Below are 22,164 nucleotides of genomic sequence, written 5' to 3' on the forward strand. Positions count from 1 at the left end.
CATTATAAAATATGTAGTTATGATTATTTCGCAAGAACACATTCATAATATTCATAATGTCTATGAATATTCTTGTAAATAATTTAGCTGGGATGTTTTTATCTGCGTTATATTTATTTTTCGCAAAAGTTAATTATTAAATTAATTACGATAATGATGGTGTACGAAGAGTAAAACCCTTCGTTTCACCCTGCTTTCATTCCTGTGATAGGATGTCATTGATGATGTTAATCACACTGACCTTAAAGAATGGGCCTTATGAACGCATTTGATTCGCAAAACGAAGATTCTTCACCTGCAATTGGTCGCAACTTGCGTAGCCGTCCGCTGGCGCGTAAAAAACTCTCCGAAATGGTGGAAGAAGAGCTGGAGCAGATGATCCGCCGCCGCGAGTTTGGCGAAGGGGAGCAGTTGCCGTCTGAGCGCGAACTCATGGCGTTCTTTAACGTCGGGCGTCCTTCGGTGCGTGAAGCGCTGGCGGCGTTAAAGCGTAAAGGTCTGGTGCAAATAAATAACGGTGAGCGCGCTCGCGTCTCGCGTCCTTCTGCGGACACCATCATCGGCGAGCTGTCCGGTATGGCGAAAGATTTCCTTTCTCATCCAGGAGGGATAGCCCATTTCGAACAGTTACGTCTGTTCTTTGAGTCCAGCCTGGTGCGCTATGCGGCTGAACATGCCACCGATGAACAAATCGATTTGCTGGCAAAAGCCCTGGAAATCAACAGTCAGTCGCTGGATAACAATGCCGCGTTCATTCGTTCAGACGTTGATTTCCACCGCGTACTGGCGGAGATCCCGGGTAATCCGATCTTTAAGGCAATCCACGTTGCCTTGCTCGACTGGTTGATCGCCGCGCGCCCAACGGTCGCCGATCAGGCATTGCATGAGCATAACAACGTCAGCTATCAACAACATATTGCGATCGTTGACGCGATCCGCCGCCACGATCCCGACGAAGCTGATCGCGCGTTGCAATCGCATCTCAACAGCGTTTCTGCCACCTGGCACGCCTTCGGCCAAACCACTCACAAAAAGAAATAATGCCACTTTAGTGAAGCAGATCGCATTATAAGCGTTCTGTATGATGTGTTGCTTATTTGATCTGGTATAACAGGTATAAAGGTATATCGTTTCAACAGACAAGCATCACTTCAGAGGTATTTATGGCAACGAATTTACGTGGCGTGATGGCCGCACTCCTGACTCCTTTTGATCAACAACAAGCACTGGATAAAGCGAGTCTGCGCCGCCTGGTTCAGTTCAATATTCAGCAGGGCATCGACGGTTTGTACGTGGGTGGTTCGACAGGCGAAGCCTTTGTGCAGAGCCTTTCCGAGCGTGAACAGGTAATGGAAATCGTCGCCGAAGAGGCGAAAGGTAAGATTAAATTAATCGCTCACGTAGGTTGCGTCAGTACTGCTGAAAGCCAACAGCTTGCGGCTTCAGCCAAACGTTATGGCTTCGATGCCGTCTCCGCCGTTACGCCGTTCTACTATCCTTTCAGCTTTGAAGAACACTGCGATCACTATCGGTCAATCATTGACTCGGCGGATGGTTTGCCGATGGTGGTGTACAACATTCCGGCATTGAGCGGGGTAAAACTGACTCTGGATCAGATCAATACACTGGTTACGTTACCTGGCGTAGGTGCGCTGAAACAGACCTCTGGCGATCTTTATCAGATGGAGCAGATCCGTCGCGAACATCCTGATCTGGTGCTCTATAACGGTTACGACGAAATCTTCGCTTCCGGCCTGCTGGCGGGCGCAGACGGCGGTATCGGCAGCACTTACAACATCATGGGTTGGCGTTATCAGGGTATCGTGAAGGCGCTGAAAGAAGGCGATATCCAGACCGCGCAGAAGCTGCAAACTGAGTGCAACAAAGTCATTGATTTACTGATCAAAACTGGCGTATTCCGCGGCCTGAAAACCGTCCTGCACTATATGGATGTGGTGTCTGTTCCGCTGTGCCGTAAACCGTTTGGTCCGGTAGATGAAAAATATCTGCCAGAACTGAAGGCGCTTGCTCAGCAGTTGATGCAAGAGCGCGGGTGAGTTTTTTCCCCTCGCTCGCCCCTACCGGGTGAGGGGAACTAAGCGCATCTGTACCCTACAATTTTCATACCAAAGCGTGTGGGCATTGCCCACCGCGGGAGACTCACAATGAGTACTACAACCCAGAATATCCCGTGGTATCGCCATCTCAATCGTGCGCAATGGCGCGCATTTTCCGCTGCCTGGTTGGGATATCTGCTTGATGGTTTTGATTTCGTTTTAATTGCCCTGGTACTCACTGAAGTACAAGGTGAATTCGGGCTGACAACAGTACAGGCGGCAAGTCTGATCTCCGCAGCCTTCATCTCTCGCTGGTTCGGCGGCCTGATGCTTGGCGCTATGGGCGACCGCTACGGGCGTCGTCTGGCAATGGTCACCAGCATCGTTCTCTTCTCGGTCGGGACGCTGGCCTGTGGCTTTGCGCCTGGCTACATCACTATGTTTATCGCTCGTCTGGTGATAGGCATGGGGATGGCGGGTGAATACGGTTCCAGCGCCACCTATGTCATTGAAAGCTGGCCAAAACAGCTGCGTAACAAAGCCAGTGGTTTTCTGATTTCAGGCTTCTCTGTGGGGGCCGTCGTTGCCGCTCAGGTCTACAGCCTGGTGGTTCCAGTCTGGGGCTGGCGTGCGCTGTTTTTCATCGGCATCTTACCGATCATCTTTGCTCTCTGGCTGCGTAAAAACATCCCGGAAGCGGAAGACTGGAAAGAGAAACACGGGGGCAAAGCACCGGTGCGCACGATGGTGGATATTCTCTACCGTGGTGAACATCGCATCGCCAATATCGTGATGACGCTGGCGGCGGCTACTGCGCTGTGGTTCTGCTTCGCCGGTAACCTGCAAAATGCCGCAATCGTCGCTGTTCTCGGGCTGTTATGCGCCGCAATCTTTATCAGCTTTATGGTACAGAGTACGGGCAAACGCTGGCCAACGGGCGTAATGCTGATGGTGGTTGTGTTATTTGCTTTCCTCTACTCGTGGCCGATTCAGGCACTGCTGCCAACGTATCTGAAAACCGATCTTGCTTATGACCCGCATACTGTCGCCAATGTGCTGTTCTTTAGCGGCTTTGGCGCGGCGGTTGGTTGCTGCGTCGGCGGCTTCCTCGGTGACTGGCTGGGAACGCGCAAAGCCTACGTTTGTAGCCTGTTAGCCTCGCAATTGCTGATTATTCCGGTATTTGCGATTGGCGGTGCAAACGTCTGGGTACTTGGTCTGTTGCTGTTCTTCCAGCAAATGCTCGGTCAAGGGATCTCCGGGATCTTACCGAAACTGATTGGTGGTTATTTCGATACCGATCAGCGCGCGGCGGGCCTGGGCTTTACCTACAACGTTGGTGCACTTGGCGGCGCACTGGCGCCGATCATTGGTGCGCTGATTGCTCAACGTCTGGATCTGGGCACGGCACTGGGATCGCTTTCGTTCAGTCTGACGTTCGTGGTGATCCTGCTGATTGGGCTGGATATGCCTTCTCGCGTTCAGCGTTGGTTGCGCCCGGAAGCGTTGCGTACTCATGACGCTATCGACGGTAAACCATTCAGCGGTGCCGTACCGTTTGGCAGCGCCAAAAACGATTTAGTCAAAACCAAAAGTTAATCCTGTTGCCCGGTCTATGTACCGGGCCTTTCGCTAAGGGAAGATGTATGTCGTTACTTGCACAACTGGATCAAAAAATCGCCGCCAACGGTGGCCTGATTGTCTCCTGCCAGCCGGTGCCTGACAGCCCACTTGATAAACCGGAAATCGTCGCAGCCATGGCATTAGCGGCAGAGCAGGCGGGTGCGGTTGCCATTCGTATTGAAGGTGTGGCAAATCTGCAAGCCACGCGTGCGGTGGTGAGCGTGCCGATTATCGGGATTGTGAAACGCGATCTGGAGGATTCTCCGGTACGCATCACGGCCTATATTGAAGATGTCGATGCGCTGGCGCAGGCGGGCGCGGACATTATCGCGATTGACGGTACCGACCGACCGCGTCCGGTGCCTGTTGAAACGCTGCTGGCACGTATCCATCATCACGGTTTACTGGCGATGACCGACTGCTCAACGCCGGAAGACGGCCTGGCATGCCAAAAGCTGGGCGCCGAGATTATTGGTACTACGCTTTCTGGCTATACCACGCCTGAAACGCCAGAAGAGCCGGATCTGGCGCTGGTGAAAACATTGAGCGACGCCGGATGTCGGGTGATTGCCGAAGGGCGTTATAACTCGCCTGCTCAGGCGGCGGATGCGATGCGCCACGGCGCGTGGGCGGTGACGGTCGGTTCTGCAATCACACGTCTTGAACACATTTGTCAGTGGTACAACACAGCGATGAAAAAGGCGGTGCTATGACCACACTGGCGATTGATATTGGCGGTACTAAACTTGCCGCCGCGCTGATTGGCGCTGACGGGCAGATCCGCGATCGCCGTGAACTACCTACGCCTGCCAGCCAGACTCCGCAGGCGCTGCGTGATGCCTTATCCGCATTAGTCTCCCCGTTACACGCTCATGCGCAACAAGTTGCCATCGCTTCAACCGGGATAATCCGCGATGGCAGCCTGCTGGCGCTGAATCCGCATAATCTCGGTGGATTGCTACACTTTCCGTTAGTCAAAACACTGGAACAACTTACCGATTTGCCGACCATTGCCATTAATGATGCGCAGGCCGCAGCATGGGCGGAGTATCAGGCGCTGGAAGGCGATATAACCGAGATGGTGTTTGTCACCGTTTCCACTGGCGTCGGCGGCGGTGTAGTGAGCGGCGGCAAACTGCTTACCGGCCCTGGTGGTCTGGCAGGGCATATCGGGCATACGCTTGCCGATCCGCAGGGTCCAGTCTGTGGCTGTGGACGCACAGGTTGCGTGGAGGCGATTGCTTCTGGCCGCGGTATTGCGGCGGCAGCGCAAGGTGAACTCATGGGCGCGGATGCGAAAACCATTTTCACGCGCGCCGGGCAGGGCGACGAGCAGGCGCAGCAACTGATTCATCGCTCCGCACGCGTGCTGGCAAGGCTGATCGCTGATATTAAAGCCACAACTGATTGCCAGTGCGTAGTGGTCGGTGGCAGCGTTGGTCTGGCAGAAGGGTATCTGGCGCTGGTGGAAACGTATCTGGCGCAGGAGCCAGCGGCATTTCATGTTGATTTACTGGCGGCGCACTACCGCCATGATGCAGGTTTACTTGGGGCTGCGTTGTTGGCCCAGGGAGAAAAATTATGATGATGGGTGAAGTACAGTCATTACCGTCTGCTGGGTTACATCCTGCGTTACAGGACGCGTTAACGCTGGCATTAGCTGCCAGACCACAAGAAAAAGCACCGGGTCGTTACGAATTACAGGGCGACAATATTTTTATGAATGTCATGACGTTTAACACTCAATCGCCCGTCGAGAAAAAAGCGGAATTGCACGAGCAATACATTGATATCCAGCTGTTATTAAACGGTGAGGAACGGATTCTGTTTGGTATGGCAGGCACTGCGCGCCAGTGTGAAGAGTTCCACCATGAAGATGATTACCAGCTTTGCTGCGCCATTGAAAACGAGCAAGCCATCATCTTAAAACCGGGAATGTTCGCCGTGTTTATGCCAGGAGAACCGCATAAACCAGGATGCGTTGTTGGCGAGCCTGGTGAGATTAAAAAGGTGGTGGTGAAGGTTAAGGCTGATTTAATGGCTTAAAACTTAGTTCGTTTTAAAGATTCTCCAGACAGTGTCTGGAGAATTGTGCAGACAGTGTCTGCACAATTTCAATTCGTTGAAAACAAATATAAAAATTCTTAAACTGCCATAAATTTCTGGTGGAAAACCCACGCTTATACCTTAGACTTAAATCCTTTGAGAGCCGTTTGATAAGCTGCGCACCATACGCAGCCCTGGCCTCGCCACCTTGTTCAAATTCGACAATTCGTCGGCCAATTTCCTAGTACGTCGCGGTCATTAACGCGTTAACGCTACGTACCGTTTCCGTCCGGGCGCTATCGACCAGATGAATAATACCGTCATGGATTTGCTGGTAGCCTGCTGTGGTTCCTTCTGAGAGCGATTCCATTATCTGTCCCTTTATATGGAGCTAAGTTGAATAATGGAATTAGCTATACTCTGGGGGGTGAGCACTGAACAATTAAGAACAGCGTATTACATTTACTTTCCCCAAGATATGCGAAGAGCTTTCCTGAAACATTAACCGATCGTATAAAACGAATGCCTGATAGTACTCCTGTCCGGCATTGTTATCACAAGTAGACTACGCTTATCACAGCTTTCCCATCAAGTTCGATTTTTTCTGAACCGCCTAAATCATTCGCGATAGATGCGCTCACCTGAAGCGGTATAATGGCGTTCGTCACAGGAGTCGGGGTTGTTTCACCTGGTTTTACAAAGGTGTAATAATAGCTTTGATCGACTGCAAGCGGATAAGCGGTGAGCGTTTGCCATGCTCTTTTTTGCCCTGTTATGACGGCATCTGCACCTGCTATTGATACAGCTAACGTCTGGCTACCATTGCTGGCACTAATGTTGTTGCTATCAATTAACACGGCATAACTACCGATATTTTTATTATCTTTTGTTTTCCCTAAGCCGAATAAGCGCGTTGTCTGGCTAATATAACCTCCGCCATTTAAGGTATATTTTACACCACTCTGACCCTCACTATCTTTTCCGGTGGTCATACTATCCATTCGTGTATCACGAGCGGTAATCGCAATGCCGGTAGCGGATTCGCAAGTTATAGTCATATTAATATTACGTGTTCCAATCTGTGTGTAGTGCTGCGTTGAAAGTCTATTGACTGAATGACTACCGAAGTTAACAACTCCGCCGTTGCTTAGTATTGGAGTACAAGCTGCAGCTTCCAGAGTCACCTTAACGTCAATTGATACTCTATCAGCGGCTTGCGCTGACATGGCAAAAAAGGCACTTCCGGCAATCAGTAATTTTACATTGTTCATTTTGCCTCCACCAGGACCGTCAGATTGCCTGTAATATCTGTCATGTCGGTAAGTTCCCCTTCATCCTTAAAAGCTGGAGCCATTGTCAGTGTGAGGCTAACGCTTTTACCGCTATCAATTACCACTTCTTGACCATTTTGCATAAACACCAGCCAATTATTGGGGGAAGTACTAATTGATGCTGTTCCTGTGCTGCCCGGATTGTCATTTTTGCCACTGGCTAACGCCAGGTCGAGATTGTTACTACCTGAAAATGCATCGCTGGCGATCAGATTTAATGAACCATTCGGGCCAAATCCAAATCCGTTATTGGAAATATTAGCGGTATTCAACTGAACACGAATATGAGCGTCCTGATCGCATTGCATTACCAGCGTGATTGTTCTGTCTGCTAATTGTGTTGTTTTACCCCGGTCAACTTGGCGCATGGCAGCACTTCGTTTGCCATAGTCGATATTTTGTATGCTACTAGAGATATTACACTCTGCCTGAGCGGCCATGGCGAAGTTCAGCAGCAGGCATCCTGTTATTATCCGTTTCATTGGCACTCTCCTGTTGCTGTCTCATAGAACACATCTTTTGGTGCATCTTCTGGGAATGTAAGGTGAATACGGCATGATTGCTGCTCATCTTTTATATCTAGCACCATGTCCGGTTTGATGTTATTGAGGAATACAACACCGTCATCCACTGATGTTGTCAGATAGTTGCCTTCACTATCTTCAATCGCAACGCCTCTGGGCAGTTTTTTGCCGTCGGAAAGTGTGATATTGAGTAATGCACGGCGTTGTGTTATCGCACTGAATCCGACTTTCCCTACTGCACCACGGCCTTGTTTGATCATTTTTGTGCCGTTACCGATATCGACATTCTTTGGCAAGCTGGCGGTATCGATCTCAACTCCTGATGTTCGCCACGGCTGGATTGATGGAATGACGGCATTACCCCGAAAATCTGTCCATACCGGGCCTGCCTGAGATGTAATTCTGACACCTGCAATATTGTTATCCATTTTTGCGATGGCGAAAGTGTCATTGATAGTCCACGGTGAAAAGGTCACTCCCTGATCATGTACGGCAATACCACCTGACATCGTACCGTTGTAAGTACGGCTATCACTGCCGCTTGCTCCTGCGGCAAGGCTGACTTGGGTGTAATGGAGATTGGAACTGATACTGCCGTTCACGCTCGTTTCACGTTCGTCGTGATCTCGTTCAGCATTCACATAGTAGGACATCTCATCTGAGACGACTCCCATGACACCAGTACCATAGTGGGTTTTATGATCGTCATGGCGAGTATACAGTGTGGCGGTGTTTGATCTGCCAAATGGAATACTGATGTTGACGTAGAACAGATCACCATCGTCTTCATTATTTTCTGAAGCACTAAGTTGATGCTGCCAGTTGACGGAAACCGTGGCGTGTTTGAACGCTTTGTTCCAGTTAATATTAAGGTTGCTTGAGTCATTGTCACCGTCGTAACTATATGTTTTATAGCCACTGATGTTGAAACCACCCAGAATGGAGTTAGACCAGTTTAAACCAAGCGCATAAGTGCTTTTAGTCGGATCGGTATAATCATCATCAATCGCTTCAGACAGTTCGCGATAATGGCGATCAGATCGAGTGAGGCTGGTTGTTAGCCCAAGTGAAAATGGGAGATTGTAGTTCGCGTCTAGACGATATTTCTGTCCTTGCAGTGAGTCTTTCGTATCCTGCGATGTACTAATTTGGCTGCTCACTGTTAAATCGGGCAGGGGAACCAGACTCGACCGGATTGATGCCGCCTGATAATTTTCTGCTACGATAACGCCGCCGTTCATTGCACTCCAGCGTGTCAGATTCCATCCGCTCGATGCACTAATTACCCAAGGTGATTCGTCATAGTCATCGTCTACCCGCCCTATCGCGAAGCGATAACCCTGGAAGCTTTCTACATGCTGATTAAACAGGGTGGAGGGAACAATATAGTTGTGCGAACTACCGTCTGTTTCGACAACGGTGACATTAAGATCACTATTACCATTGCGAACAGGTACATCAGGGATAGTGAATGCGCCCGCAGGAACCAGAATGGAATGAATTAAAACTCCTTGTTGACGAATCTCGACACGAGCCTGAGAGGTGTTGGCTATACCAGTAACTTGCACACCACTGCCGCTGGTTTGCAATGCGTTGTCCGGTGCGATTTCGATACCGTAAATACTGGCTCCTTCCAACACGCTATTATTGAGGTTAACTTCCCCTGCTCGCATGAGTGTTTTAAGATCTGTAAAGGTACGTTGAAGGTAGGTTGACGAGTTCTGGTTACTGAATGTGCCATTTGTTTGTGTAAGGAACTGATGGCTGCGTAACATCCAGTCATTAATATTAATCCCGCCTTCAAGTGCAGCCTGGGAGTAGTCCGAACTCCCATTAGAAAATTCTGCGCGGCTGCTCATCAGAGAGTAATTTAGCAGTGCAGCTGTTCCACCAGTTGTTGCGTTTGTGAGATCCAACCCTATGGGAATGATCGCCTGTGGTGAAACGATAATATCTAACGCTTCCTGGTTAGGTAATGGTGTGATTGTGGTACCCGGGTAGGACAAGATATAGTCGTAACAGCCATTTTTTTCTTCAGAAGGAATTTTTAAACCGGCTTGTTGCAGAAATGCCTGATCAAGACAAATGTCGCCATTTTCATCAAAGCGCGTAGCAATGTTGCCTTTTTTTTCGCCATTTACTGATACTGCCAGTGAATATTCACCTGGCAAAAAACGGGCTGAACGGGAAAAATAATGCGATATATTAGGATCTACACCTAGTGATTTTAATGTTTCCCGATCAAAATCAACAGCGGCAATCTCTATACCATCTGCATTGGCCGAGGGAGAAAAGGCAAAACCAATGGTGTAGGCCAGTAACGTTTTTTTTAACATCCTTGTCGCTCCAGGCAAAGTTATTTTAAGTCAGTGACATATTTATTACCGCGATAACCATATCGGCTGGCTGGGTAAAACTCGACTTTTGTATCCGTAGCGTTTGTTAATGCAGTAGTTGTACTGGTGTGTGGTAGAAAATAGGTCTTATTTATAGCCCCCGTTTTTCCTGAAGGGAGCGTTTTAAATTGTAAGGTCATACGAACGACATAATTACTGGGGTTGCTAATCTCAATTTGGTTGCCATTTTTACGCCATTCCAGGAATTTCCAGGCCTCTCGCTCTTCCGGCAGGGAAGCAGGGTGGATCAGTACAGGTAGATCCTGACGAATTGAAACAGTAACTCTGCTGCTCTTGTCATCTTTTGGTGGAATACCTTCGAACGTTACGCGTTTCAGCTCTTCTGATTGCAGAGGAACAGTCGCCTGAAGTAAAAATCGAACCTGTTGTACTTGACCGGCTTCAACACGAATAACGGGCTGAGTCGGGATTAAACGAATTGATTTATTGCTTTCAGGCAAATCAACAATGGTGGTGTAAAGCAATGCAGGATGATCATCTGTATTCTTAATATTAATACTAGCTTCACCACGTTTTTCATCAACCAGTAATACTGATGTTTCAGGAACCATCCCTGTGGCTAAGGTATTCATCGATGTTGTTATAAATACAGTGAATGCAATGTGTCTGAGCATTTAAATTAAAACTCCTGTAATAATGATAAATAACGCAGAAACATATTGTTAATATATGTTATGCACTGTTTGCAATGAGATTGATTAAGACAGACCATGTCATAGGGCATAATCTGTCCGAGTTATAGCTAACTGGTTAATGCGTAAAAATAAAAAACTGTATTACAAGCTCTTATAAATACTGAACGCTAATAGTGACGTTACCATCCAGTTTGATCGTTTCATCAGAACCAAGAATAGTATTGTCATTTACCGCAGCATCAATCAGTAACGGGAAGGTGACCGCTGTAATGGCAACAGGTGTCAGTTCCCCTGTTTTTGCAACAGAATAACCGCGCTCGATTGATGAGCAACTTGTCAGCGAGCAGAATGCGCCATTAGACGAGGCTTTCCATGTGGGGGTCGCTGCTGACCAGTGGTCAGTTTGAATCAGGTCGACAGGAATTTCACCTGTATCGTCCGCCGCGAGAATCCCACCATTAGTCCTGTCAATACCAATGGTTGCAGCGCCAATTTTTTGTCCATTAGGCGCAGAACCTAAACCAAAGGCGTTTTTCGTTCCCTTCATATCTACGAGAGTATCATAAGCTTTTTCAATATAGGATGTGTCGTTTAACGCTACAATGGTCGACTGACGGTTATCATTGGAGGTTACAGCAATTAGCGTTGGTGCTGTGCAGGTTATATTTAATGTGCTGTTTTTGCGGCCCAGTTGAACCAGTTTATTACTTTTACCGGTCGGATTCAGCGCACTGTTATGATGTTTCCCATAGTCAACAATGCCGCCACCCGTAACAACTGGGGTACATGCACCAGGGGAATACTCGCCGATGATAGTTAATTCTGTATCAGTTGAATCTGTTGCCATGGCACTGAATGCTGCCACAGAAAGTGCTGTACAAATAGCAGCGGTTGTGAGGTTCTTTTTGAAAAACATATGAACATATCCTTAATAACAAATTTATTTTTTAAAATAAAAAGCTGAAGCAGTATATATATCTGTTTATGAATGTAAACAAATAACTTGTTCAGAAATGACTACCATTGCTGGGATGTATTTATTTAATGAATTTTATAGTAACGATCATATGAATAATAAGATGCTGGTGAGGTGGTTTGTGGTAATAAACATTCATCACATGAATGTTTACGCTGAAAAATAGGAAAATATATAGATATCCAAAGATAATATATTAATTATTTATATTCATATTTTGTATATTAATATCGAGCCAATTTACATGGAATGAAAAAACTGAACAGTTTGCAGAATCGGTATTGTCAGAGGTGTTAACAAGTAATTGAGACGGATTGTAAATGAAAAATTGCTTGATGTGCTTCACTCATCAGACTTGGTGAACAAAGCACAATTTATTGAAATTTATCCCTATTATAGGAAAGGTCAAACGCTCATGCCGCATTTGCCATAAAACAACGCGCACTTCGTCAGTAATTTGATTCGCCAGACACTGTCTGGCGAATTCATTGTTACTTCGCTTAAACTTCCAGCCAGTTCATAATGCCGTCTGCCGCTTTACGGCCTTCGGCAATGGCGGTCACCACCAGATCGGAACCACGGACGATATCGCCGCCAGCAAAGATTTTCGGGTTGCTGGTCTGGAAAGCGTTATCGCTGCCTTCCGGAGCGATAATGCGGCCTTGGGAATCCAGCTCGACGCTGTGTTTTGCCAGCCATTCCATGCTGTGTGGGCGGAAACCAAACGCCATGATCACCGCATCTGCCGGAACGATATGTTCGGAACCTGCAACGATCTCCGCGCGGCGACGGCCTTTGGCATCCGGTTCGCCCATTTCGGTACGCACCATTTTCACGCCGCTGACTTTACCGTTGCCATTCACTTCTATACCCAGTGGCTGGACGTTGAATTTGAACTCAACACCTTCTTCCCGCGCGTTTTTCACTTCGCGGCGGGAACCCGGCATGTTCTCTTCATCACGACGATAGGCACAGGTAACGTGCTTCGCCCCCTGGCGCACGGACGTGCGCACGCAGTCCATCGCAGTGTCGCCACCGCCAAGTACCACCACGCGTTTACCTTCCATGCTGACAAACGGTTCGTCGTTGGTTTCACCAAAGCCCATTAACTGTTTGGTGTTGGCGATGAGGAACGGCAGCGCTGCGTACACGCCATCGGCGTCTTCGTTTTCCAGCCCGCCGCGCATTGACTGATAAGTCCCGACGCCAAGGAACACGGCATCGTAATCACTCAGCAGATCGTCCAGCTGCACGTCGCGGCCCACTTCGGTATTGAGTTTGAATTCAATACCCATGCCGGTGAAGATTTCACGGCGGCGCGTCATTACCTCTTTTTCCAGCTTGAAAGCCGGAATACCGAAGGTCAGCAAGCCGCCAATTTCCGGGTGACGGTCGAAGACGACCGCTTTTACGCCGTTGCGCGTCAGGACATCCGCACACGCCAGACCGGCCGGGCCTGCGCCGATAATCGCCACTTTTTTACCGGTCTGTTTCACGCCGGACATATCCGGACGCCAGCCCATTTCGAACGCTTTATCGTTGATATAGCGCTCAATGTTGCCGATGGTCACAGCGCCAAACTCATCGTTCAGGGTGCAGGAACCTTCGCACAGACGGTCTTGCGGGCAGACACGTCCGCAAACTTCCGGCAGGGTGTTGGTCTGGTGCGACAGTTCTGCCGCTTCAAAAATACGCCCCTCGTTGGCGAGCTTCAGCCAGTTTGGGATGTAGTTGTGTACCGGGCATTTCCACTCGCAGTATGGGTTGCCACACGACAGACAGCGGTCAGCCTGCGCTTTGGCCTGGCCTTCGGAAAACGGCTCGTAAATTTCAACAAACTCAATTTTGCGGATCTTCAGCGGTTTCTTTGGCGGATCAACGCGCTGCAGGTCGATAAATTGATAAACATTCTGACTCATTGTTGCTACCCCTTACTGCGCCTGCACGCGCAACTCTGCTGCGCTACGACTACGGTGACCCAGCAGTGCTTTTACATCACTGGACTTCGGTTTAACCAGCGCAAATTTAGTGGCGAAGGTTGACCAGTTCGCCAGAATCTCTTCACCACGCTGGGAACCGGTATGCTGCACATGCTCGGTGATAAGACCACGCAGATGCTCTTCATGGATCGCCAAATCGTCAACGCTTAATACTTCCACCAGTTCCGGGTTAACGCGTTTGCGGAAATCGCCGCTTTCATCGAGAACGTAAGCGAAGCCGCCGGTCATGCCCGCGCCGAAGTTAACGCCGGTTTTACCCAGAATACAGACAATACCGCCCGTCATATATTCACAGCCGTTGTCGCCAATGCCTTCTACCACGGTGATAGCACCGGAGTTACGCACGCCGAAACGTTCACCCGCTCGGCCTGCGGCATACAGACGACCACCGGTCGCGCCATACAGGCAGGTGTTGCCGATAATGCTTGCTTCATGGCTGCGGAAGGCGGAGCCAACCGGAGGACGAATGGCAATCAGGCCGCCCGCCATGCCTTTACCGACATAGTCGTTAGCATCGCCCGTTAGATACAGCTCCACGCCGCCTGCGTTCCACACGCCGAAGCTCTGGCCTGCGGTGCCGTTGAAGTACGCTTTGATAGGATCGGCAGCCAGCCCCTGATCGCCGTGCGTCTGGGCGATATAGCCTGAGAGCGACGCGCCGACAGAACGGTCGGTGTTGCGAATATCGAACCAGAAGGTTTTGCTCTGGCGCTCATCGACAAACGGTTTCGCCTGTTGCAGCAACTGCGCGTTCAGCAGGCCGTTATCAAACGGCGGGTTGTTTTCGGTGCAGTAGAGTGCCTTACCTGCATGTGGCTCGGCAGTCTCCAGCAGCTTCGACAGCGCCAGTTTCTGCTGTTTGGCGGTGAACCCGTCCAGCTCTTTCAGCAGGTCGGTACGACCAATCAGATCCACCAGACGCGTTACGCCCAGCTGTGCCATCAGCTCGCGGGTTTCACGGGCGATAAATTCAAAGTAATTCGTCACTTTGAACGGCAGGCCGTGATAGTGATTCTTACGCAGTTTGTCATCCTGAGTTGCCACACCCGTTGCGCAGTTGTTCAGGTGGCAAATACGCAGATATTTACAGCCGAGCGCGACCATTGGGCCAGTGCCGAAGCCGAAGCTTTCTGCGCCGAGAATCGCCGCTTTGATAATATCGACACCCGTTTTCAGGCCGCCATCAACCTGCAAACGGATCTTATGACGCAGACCATTGGCAACCAGCGCCTGTTGTGTTTCAACAAGCCCCAGCTCCCACGGACAGCCTGCGTATTTCACCGATGAAAGCGGACTTGCGCCAGTGCCACCGTCATAGCCTGCGATGGTGATCAAGTCCGCATAAGCTTTTGCCACGCCAGTCGCGATGGTGCCTACGCCCGGTTCGGAAACCAGCTTCACGGAGATCATCGCTTTCGGGTTAACCTGCTTGAGGTCGAAAATGAGCTGCGCTAAGTCTTCGATAGAGTAGATATCGTGGTGCGGCGGCGGGGAGATCAGCGTCACGCCCGGCACCGAATAGCGCAGTTTGGCAATGTAAGGAGTGACTTTGTCGCCCGGCAACTGACCGCCTTCGCCCGGCTTCGCGCCCTGGGCGACTTTAATCTGAATGACGTCGGCATTGACCAGATACGCCGGAGTAACCCCAAAGCGACCGGAAGCCACCTGCTTGATGCGCGACACTTTGTTAGTGCCGTATCGCGCCGGGTCTTCACCGCCTTCACCGGAGTTCGAGTTACCGCCGATGCTGTTCATCGCTTCCGCCAGCGCCTCGTGGGCTTCCGGGCTTAACGCGCCGATAGACATCGCGGCGGTATCGAAGCGTTTAAACAGTTCGCTTGCCGGTTCAACATCAGCAATGTTGACCGCATTTTCACCCGGCGTGATCGCCAGCAGATCGCGCAGCGTGGTTGCCGGACGCTCATTAACCAGCTTCGCGTATTCCTGATAGTCGCTGTACTCGCCGCTTTGTACCGCCTGTTGCAGCGTGCGCACCACGTCCGGGTTGTAGGCGTGGTATTCGCCACCGTGCACGTATTTCAGCAGGCCGCCCTGGCTGATGGGCTTACGCGCCAGCCAGGCACGTTTCGAGAGATTCAGTAGATCCTGCTGGAAGTCTTCAAAGCTTGCTCCGCCAATGCGGCTGACCGCCCCCTGGAAGCACAGGTCCACGACATCATCGTGCAGACCGACCGCTTCAAACAGTTTCGAGCATCGATAAGAGGCGATGGTGGAGATGCCCATTTTGGACATGATTTTGTACAAGCCTTTGTTGATGCCGTTACGGTAGTTCAGCATCACGGTACGATAATTTTTGGCAATCGCCTGAGTGTCTACCAGGCGGCCCAGCGTTTCATAGGCAAGGTACGGATAAATAGCCGTCGCGCCGAAGCCCAGCAACACGGCAAAGTGGTGCGGATCGCGGGCGCTGGCGGTTTCGACGATGATGTTGGCATCGCAACGCAGGCTTTGATCGACCAGACGAGTCTGGATCGCGCCAACCGCCATCGGGGCCGGAACCGGCAGGCGATCTTTAGCGATATTCCGGTCGGAGAGCACCAGCAGCACAGTGCCGCTACGTACCATTTTTTCGGCTTTGTCGCACAGCTCTTTGACCGTCGCTTCGAGCGTGGTTTTGGTGACGTCAAAGGTGATATCCAGCGTATCTGCGCGGTAGTGCTCCTCTTTCATCGTCGTGAGCTGTTTGAAATCCGAGTAGAGCAGAATCGGCGATTTAAAGCTTAAACGGTGAGCCTGGCCTTCTGCTTCGCAGAAGACGTTCATTTCACGCCCGATGCTGGTGGCGAGCGACATAACATGCGCTTCACGCAGCGGGTCGATTGGCGGGTTAGTCACCTGCGCAAACTGCTGGCGGAAGTAGTCGTAAATAATGCGCGGCTGACTGGAGAGCACGGCGAATGGGGTGTCGTCGCCCATCGAACCGACCGCTTCCTGACCGTTTTCGCCCAGTACGCGAATTACGGAGTCCAGCTCTTCCGCGCTGTAGTTAAACTGTTTCTGGTAGCTGGCAAGCGTGTCGTCGTCCAGTTCGCGGCTACCCACTTCTTCATCGGGCAGATCTTCAAACGGTACCAGTCGGCGGACGTTTTTCTCCATCCACTCTTTATATGGATGGCGGCTTTTCAGATCGTCATCGGTTTCTGCCGAGTGCAGAATACGCCCACTGCGGGTGTCGATAACCATCAGTTCGCCTGGCCCGACGCGGCCTTTTTCGACCACTTCGTCAGGCTGATAATCCCAGATGCCGACTTCAGAGGCGCAGGTGATGAGTTTGTCTTTGGTGATGACGTAGCGCGCCGGACGCAGACCATTACGGTCGAGGTTACAGGCAGCGAAGCGACCATCGGACATCACGATGCCCGCTGGGCCATCCCACGGCTCCATATGCATGGAGTTAAAGTCGAAGAACGCGCGCAGTTCCGGGTCCATATCCGGGTTGTTCTGCCAGGCGGGTGGTACTAACAGACGCATAGCACGGATGATATCCATCCCGCCTGCCAGCAGGAGTTCCAGCATGTTATCCATGGAACTGGAGTCAGAGCCGGTTTCGTTGACGAACGGCGCGGCGTCGTGCAGGTCAGGGATCAGTGGCGTCTGGAATTTATAGGTACGCGCACGCGCCCATTGGCGGTTACCAGTGATGGTGTTGATTTCACCGTTATGCGCCAGGTAGCGGAACGGCTGCGCCAGCGGCCAGCGCGGTACGGTGTTAGTGGAGAAGCGCTGGTGGAACAGGCAAATGGCCGATTCCAGACGCAGGTCCGCAAGATCCAGGTAGAAGCGCGGCAGATCCGCCGGCATACACAGACCTTTATAGATGTTCACCAGATTCGACAGGCTACAGACGTAGAAGTCTTTGTCGGCTTCGAGACGCTTTTCAATGCGGCGACGGGCGATAAACAGACGGCGCTCCATATCACGCGGACGCCAGCCAGCCGGAGCGTTAACGAAAATTTGCTCAATGCGTGGCAGAGAAGAGAGGGCGATTTCACCCAGCACGCCTTCGTTGGTGGGGACATCACGCCAGCCCACAATCGATAACGTTTCGCGTTGCAGCTCTTCTTCAACGATGCGGCGTGCGGCAGCGGCGAGTTCAGGATCTTTATTCAGGAAGAGCATCCCGACGGCGTAGTTTTTTGCTAAACGCCAGCCGCGCTCCTGCGCAACGATGCGAAAAAAGCGATCCGGTTTTTGTAATAGCAGGCCGCAACCGTCACCGGTTTTACCATCGGCGAGAATCGCGCCACGGTGCTGCATTCGGGCCAGTGCGTGTATTGCAGTACGCACTACCTTGTGGCTAGGTTCGCCTTCTATGTGGGCGATCAGGCCGAAACCACAGTTATCCTTCTCAAGGGATTTATCGTACAACATATCAGTGAACCTCCCCAGGCTCTGCGGGAACCCCACTTCCGAACCGCTGCGCACGGGCACAGAAAGAGCGTGGCGACGGGGTTTGCGTTTCATACGCTTACCTCGCATTCGCCCCTTTTTTGTCCTTTTCGCATCGGTTAATACGGTGAAGAGGGGATCTCAATTACTGCATAAATATGATGAGCAGGCTGCTCATCCAGAAAGCTTCCAGCGGATTTCCAACTTATCGGGAAAGCTGATACAGGTCAAATGGCAAGCTTATTGGTCTGGAAATGTGCTTTGGCGCAAAATTCTTTGCTAATTAATTGAAATTAAAGAATATTTGTTCTTTGAGCTTAATGCGATGCTCACAAGGGAAACATTCAGTTCCTGACTGCCTTAGAGGTGTGATAGCCCTTATCCTGCCTTGAACAGGCAGAGAAGCCAGTATTTTATACTGCTTTAATCGGCAATGGCGTTTCATGCTACTGTTTTTGCCTAAAATCTATAAGGAGATAAAAAAATCCGATGCCAGATAAGCAAAAGTAATTCATGTTGTTCTGCATGGAATTTCATTAATTATGATTGATTATGCAGTTGATAAAGGCAGGGCAGGGCGATTGATCCAGGTCATCGCCGAATTGAGCTAAAAATGGCAGGCTTTGGCCTCTTTTCAAGGCGCGGTCTATCAGATTATGCAGTTACAGAAATTAGTCAATATGTTTGGTGGTGATCTTACCCGTCGTTACGGGCAAAAGGTGCATAAACTGACGCTGCACGGCGGTTTTAGCTGCCCTAACCGTGACGGTACCATCGGGCGCGGCGGCTGCACGTTCTGTAATGTTGCCTCGTTTGCCGACGAAGCGCAGCAGCATCGTTCCATTGCCGAACAACTGGCGCACCAGGCGAATTTAGTTAACCGCGCTAAACGCTATCTGGCTTACTTTCAGGCGTATACCAGCACCTTTGCTGAAGTTCAGGTGCTGCGTTCTATGTATCAACAGGCGGTAAGCCAGGCCAATATCGTTGGTTTGTGTGTTGGTACCCGCCCGGACTGCGTGCCAGATGCGGTGCTTGATTTGCTTTGTGAATATAAAGACCAGGGCTATGAAGTGTGGCTGGAGCTGGGGCTGCAAACCGCACACGACAAAACGCTGCATCGCATCAATCGCGGCCATGATTTTGCCTGTTATCAGCGTACAACCCAGCTGGCACGTCAGCGCGGTCTGAAGGTGTGTTCTCACTTAATTGTCGGGCTGCCTGGCGAAGGGCTGGCTGAATGTTTGCAAACGCTGGAGCGAGTGGTTGAAACCGGCGTGGACGGCATAAAGCTGCATCCGCTGCATATTGTGAAAGGCAGCATTATGGCGAAAGCCTGGGAAGCGGGGCGTTTGAACGGTATTGAACTGGAAGATTACACGCTCACTGCCGGAGAAATGATTCGCCATACGCCGCCGGAAGTTATCTACCACCGCATTTCCGCCAGCGCCCGTCGCCCGACGCTACTTGCACCGCTATGGTGTGAAAATCGCTGGACGGGGATGGTTGAGTTGGATCGCTATCTTACTGAACATGGCGTACAGGGATCGGCGCTGGGACGTCCGTGGCTACCTCCAACGGCGTAGGCCATTGAGGGGAATTCCGCATTTCTCACACAATTTATAACGTAACTGCCAGAATTGGGTATTATTGGGGCAGGTTGTCGTGAAGGAATCCCCTAATGAAGCAAATTCGTCTGCTGGCGCAGTACTATGTTGACCTGATGATGAAGTTAGGTCTGGTGCGCTTCTCAATGTTGCTGGCGCTGGCCCTCGTCGTTCTTGCCATTGTGGTACAAATGGCGGTAACCATGGTGCTGCATGGTCAGGTCGAAAGCATTGATGTTATCCGCTCTATTTTCTTTGGTTTGTTGATTACGCCATGGGCGGTCTACTTTCTTTCGGTAGTCGTTGAGCAACTCGAGGAGTCACGGCAACGCCTGTCACGGCTGGTGCAAAAACTGGAGGAGATGCGCGAGCGCGATTTGAGCCTCAACGTTCAGTTAAAAGATAATATTGCCCAGCTAAATCAGGAAATCGCCGTTCGTGAAAAAGCAGAAGCAGAACTGCAGGAAACCTTCGGTCAGCTGAAAATTGAAATCAAAGAGCGCGAAGAGACGCAAATTCAACTCGAACAACAATCTTCGTTCTTACGTTCCTTCCTTGATGCTTCACCCGATCTGGTTTTTTACCGTAACGAAGATAAAGAGTTTTCCGGCTGTAACCGTGCGATGGAACTGCTGACCGGGAAAAGCGAAAAACAGTTGGTGCATTTGAAACCTGCGGACGTTTACTCGCCGGAAGCCGCAGCGAAAGTCATTGAAACCGACGAGAAGGTGTTCCGTCATAATGTGTCACTGACCTATGAACAGTGGCTGGATTATCCGGATGGACGCAAAGCCTGCTTTGAAATCCGTAAAGTGCCGTACTACGACCGCGTGGGTAAACGCCACGGCTTGATGGGGTTCGGCCGCGACATTACCGAGCGTAAGCGTTATCAGGATGCGCTAGAACGCGCCAGCCGCGACAAAACAACCTTTATCTCCACCATCAGTCATGAGTTGCGTACGCCGCTGAACGGTATCGTCGGCTTAAGCCGAATTCTGCTGGATACAGAGCTCACCGCCGAGCAGGAAAAATATCTCAAAACTATCCATGTTTCCGCCATCACTTTGGGGAATATCTTCAACGATATTATTGATATGGATAAGATGGAGCGACGTAAAGTTCAGCTCGATAACCAGCCGGTTGATTTCACCAGCTTCCTGGCCGATCTGGAAAACCTCTCCGCACTGCAGGCGCAACAAAAAGGTTTGCGCTTTGTTCTTGAACCAACACTGCCGTTGCCGCATCAGGTGATTACCGACGGGACTCGCTTACGCCAGATCCTGTGGAACTTAATCAGTAACGCTGTGAAATTTACCCAGAAGGGCCTGGTGACTGTTCGCGTACGTTATGACGAAGGTGACATGCTGCATTTTGAAGTGGAAGACTCCGGCATCGGTATTCCACAGAATGAACTGGATAAAATTTTCGCCATGTATTACCAGGTGAAAGACAGCCATGGTGGCAAACCTGCAACCGGTACGGGTATTGGCCTGGCGGTTTCTCGTCGACTGGCGAAAAATATGGGCGGTGATATCACAGTCACCAGCGAACAAGGTAAAGGCTCGACCTTTACCCTGACGATCCACGCGCCGTCGGTGGCGGAAGAAGTGGATGACGCGTTTGATGAAGATGATATGCCTTTACCGGCGCTGAATGTGCTGTTGGTAGAAGACATTGAGCTGAACGTCATCGTTGCCCGTTCGGTGCTGGAAAAACTGGGCAACAGCGTTGATGTGGCGATGTCTGGTAAGGCAGCACTGGAGATGTTTAAGCCGGGCGAATACGACCTTGTATTGCTGGATATTCAGTTACCAGATATGACCGGGCTGGATATATCTCGCGAACTGACGAAGCGTTATCCGCGTGAAGATTTACCACCGCTGGTGGCCTTAACCGCCAACGTGCTGAAAGACAAACAAGAGTACCTCAATGCTGGAATGGATGATGTGCTGAGTAAGCCGCTTTCTGTTCCGGCGCTAACCGCGATGATCAAGAAATTCTGGGATACCCAGGATGATGAGGAGAGCACGGTGACGACAGAAGAGAGTGATAAATCAGAAGCATTGCTCGATATTCCCATGCTGGAACAGTATCTCGAACTTGTAGGACCGAAGCTGATTACCGACGGGTTGGCCGTGTTTGAGAAGATGATGCCGGGCTATGTCAGCGTACTGGAGTCGAACCTGACGGCACAGGACAAAAAAGGCATCGTTGAGGAAGGACATAAAATTAAAGGCGCAGCGGGTTCAGTGGGGTTACGCCATCTACAACAGCTGGGGCAGCAAATTCAGTCTCCCGATCTTCCTGCGTGGGAAGATAACGTAGGTGAATGGATTGAAGAGATGAAAGAAGAGTGGCGTCACGACGTAGAAGTGCTGAAAGCGTGGGTGGCAAAAGCCGCTAAAAAATGACCCCGGCTAGACCGGGGTGCGCGAATACTGCGCCAACACCAGGGAAATCTTGGCTGCGCCGTAATTTTTTATGATAAGTAACAAAGGCACAGCACTGTTTTTCAGGCCGCATGCAGTTAAGATAGCA

Annotated in this window: 15 protein-coding genes and 1 pseudogene; 8 read left to right on the forward strand and 8 right to left on the reverse strand. The window is 50.6% G+C overall.

Going from position 1 to position 22,164, the window contains the following annotated elements; genetic code table 11:
• Nucleotides 1–249 precede the first annotated feature (249 nt).
• From nanR to nanQ, 6 genes are all read left to right on the forward strand, one after another.
• Complete coding sequence (gene nanR, locus FEK47_RS21735; protein ID WP_130204540.1) at nt 250–1,041, forward strand: transcriptional regulator NanR; 792 nt, start codon at nt 250–252, stop codon at nt 1,039–1,041.
• 122 nt (nt 1,042–1,163) lie between these two features.
• The gene (gene nanA, locus FEK47_RS21740; RefSeq protein ID WP_130219177.1) at nt 1,164–2,057 is read left to right on the forward strand and encodes an N-acetylneuraminate lyase; all 894 of its coding nucleotides are present in this window, start codon (nt 1,164–1,166) and stop codon (nt 2,055–2,057) included.
• Nucleotides 2,058–2,165: 108 nt separating this feature from the next.
• The gene (nanT, locus tag FEK47_RS21745; RefSeq protein WP_130223752.1) at nt 2,166–3,656 is read left to right on the forward strand and encodes a sialic acid transporter NanT; all 1,491 of its coding nucleotides are present in this window, start codon (nt 2,166–2,168) and stop codon (nt 3,654–3,656) included.
• 47 nt (nt 3,657–3,703) lie between these two features.
• Nucleotides 3,704–4,393, forward strand: a complete 690-nt coding sequence (locus FEK47_RS21750; protein ID WP_000054238.1) for an N-acetylmannosamine-6-phosphate 2-epimerase — start codon at nt 3,704–3,706, stop codon at nt 4,391–4,393.
• On the forward strand, nt 4,390–5,265 hold the full coding sequence (gene nanK, locus FEK47_RS21755) for an N-acetylmannosamine kinase (protein WP_135487177.1): 876 nt from the start codon (nt 4,390–4,392) through the stop codon (nt 5,263–5,265). The genes FEK47_RS21750 and nanK overlap by 4 nt, the downstream gene beginning before the upstream one ends.
• Nucleotides 5,262–5,726 (forward strand): N-acetylneuraminate anomerase, encoded by a 465-nt coding sequence (gene nanQ, locus FEK47_RS21760; protein WP_135487178.1) that lies wholly within the window; start codon nt 5,262–5,264, stop codon nt 5,724–5,726. The genes nanK and nanQ overlap by 4 nt, the downstream gene beginning before the upstream one ends.
• A gap of 37 nt (nt 5,727–5,763) precedes the next feature.
• Here the strand turns inward: nanQ and FEK47_RS21765 are convergent.
• From FEK47_RS21765 to gltB, 8 genes and pseudogenes are all read right to left on the reverse strand, one after another.
• Nucleotides 5,764–6,096: pseudogene (locus FEK47_RS21765) on the reverse strand (DUF1016 N-terminal domain-containing protein); the annotation flags it as partial.
• Between the two features lie 184 nt (nt 6,097–6,280).
• Entirely contained in the window at nt 6,281–6,997 is a 717-nt protein-coding gene (locus FEK47_RS21770; RefSeq protein WP_053295585.1) for a DUF1120 domain-containing protein, read from the reverse strand.
• Nucleotides 6,994–7,539 (reverse strand): YhcE family protein, encoded by a 546-nt coding sequence (locus FEK47_RS21775; RefSeq protein ID WP_000821351.1) that lies wholly within the window; start codon nt 7,537–7,539, stop codon nt 6,994–6,996. The genes FEK47_RS21770 and FEK47_RS21775 overlap by 4 nt, the downstream gene beginning before the upstream one ends.
• Nucleotides 7,536–9,917 (reverse strand): fimbrial biogenesis usher protein, encoded by a 2,382-nt coding sequence (locus tag FEK47_RS21780; protein WP_138183370.1) that lies wholly within the window; start codon nt 9,915–9,917, stop codon nt 7,536–7,538. Before FEK47_RS21780 ends, FEK47_RS21775 begins: the two co-directional genes overlap by 4 nt.
• A 20-nt stretch (nt 9,918–9,937) precedes the next feature.
• Nucleotides 9,938–10,612 (reverse strand): fimbria/pilus chaperone family protein, encoded by a 675-nt coding sequence (locus tag FEK47_RS21785; protein ID WP_135487181.1) that lies wholly within the window; start codon nt 10,610–10,612, stop codon nt 9,938–9,940.
• Between the two features lie 172 nt (nt 10,613–10,784).
• Nucleotides 10,785–11,549, reverse strand: a complete 765-nt coding sequence (locus FEK47_RS21790; RefSeq protein WP_135487182.1) for a DUF1120 domain-containing protein — start codon at nt 11,547–11,549, stop codon at nt 10,785–10,787.
• 560 nt (nt 11,550–12,109) lie between these two features.
• The gene (gene gltD / locus FEK47_RS21795) at nt 12,110–13,528 is read right to left on the reverse strand and encodes a glutamate synthase subunit GltD (RefSeq protein WP_000081668.1); all 1,419 of its coding nucleotides are present in this window, start codon (nt 13,526–13,528) and stop codon (nt 12,110–12,112) included.
• Nucleotides 13,529–13,540: 12 nt separating this feature from the next.
• Nucleotides 13,541–18,001, reverse strand: coding sequence for a glutamate synthase large subunit (gene gltB, locus FEK47_RS21800; RefSeq protein WP_135487183.1), 4,461 nt, complete (start codon nt 17,999–18,001; stop codon nt 13,541–13,543).
• A gap of 674 nt (nt 18,002–18,675) precedes the next feature.
• Here gltB and FEK47_RS21805 point away from each other — a divergent pair.
• A complete protein-coding gene (locus tag FEK47_RS21805; protein ID WP_138183371.1) occupies nt 18,676–19,605 on the forward strand; it encodes a TIGR01212 family radical SAM protein in 930 nt (309 codons plus the stop codon).
• Nucleotides 19,606–19,700: 95 nt separating this feature from the next.
• A complete protein-coding gene (gene arcB / locus FEK47_RS21810) occupies nt 19,701–22,037 on the forward strand; it encodes an aerobic respiration two-component sensor histidine kinase ArcB (RefSeq protein ID WP_138183372.1) in 2,337 nt (778 codons plus the stop codon).
• Nucleotides 22,038–22,164 lie beyond the last annotated feature (127 nt).

Origin of the sequence: Escherichia sp. E3659 (assembly GCF_005781135.1) — a bacterium.
In the GTDB taxonomy this organism is placed as follows: Bacteria; Pseudomonadota; Gammaproteobacteria; order Enterobacterales; family Enterobacteriaceae; genus Escherichia.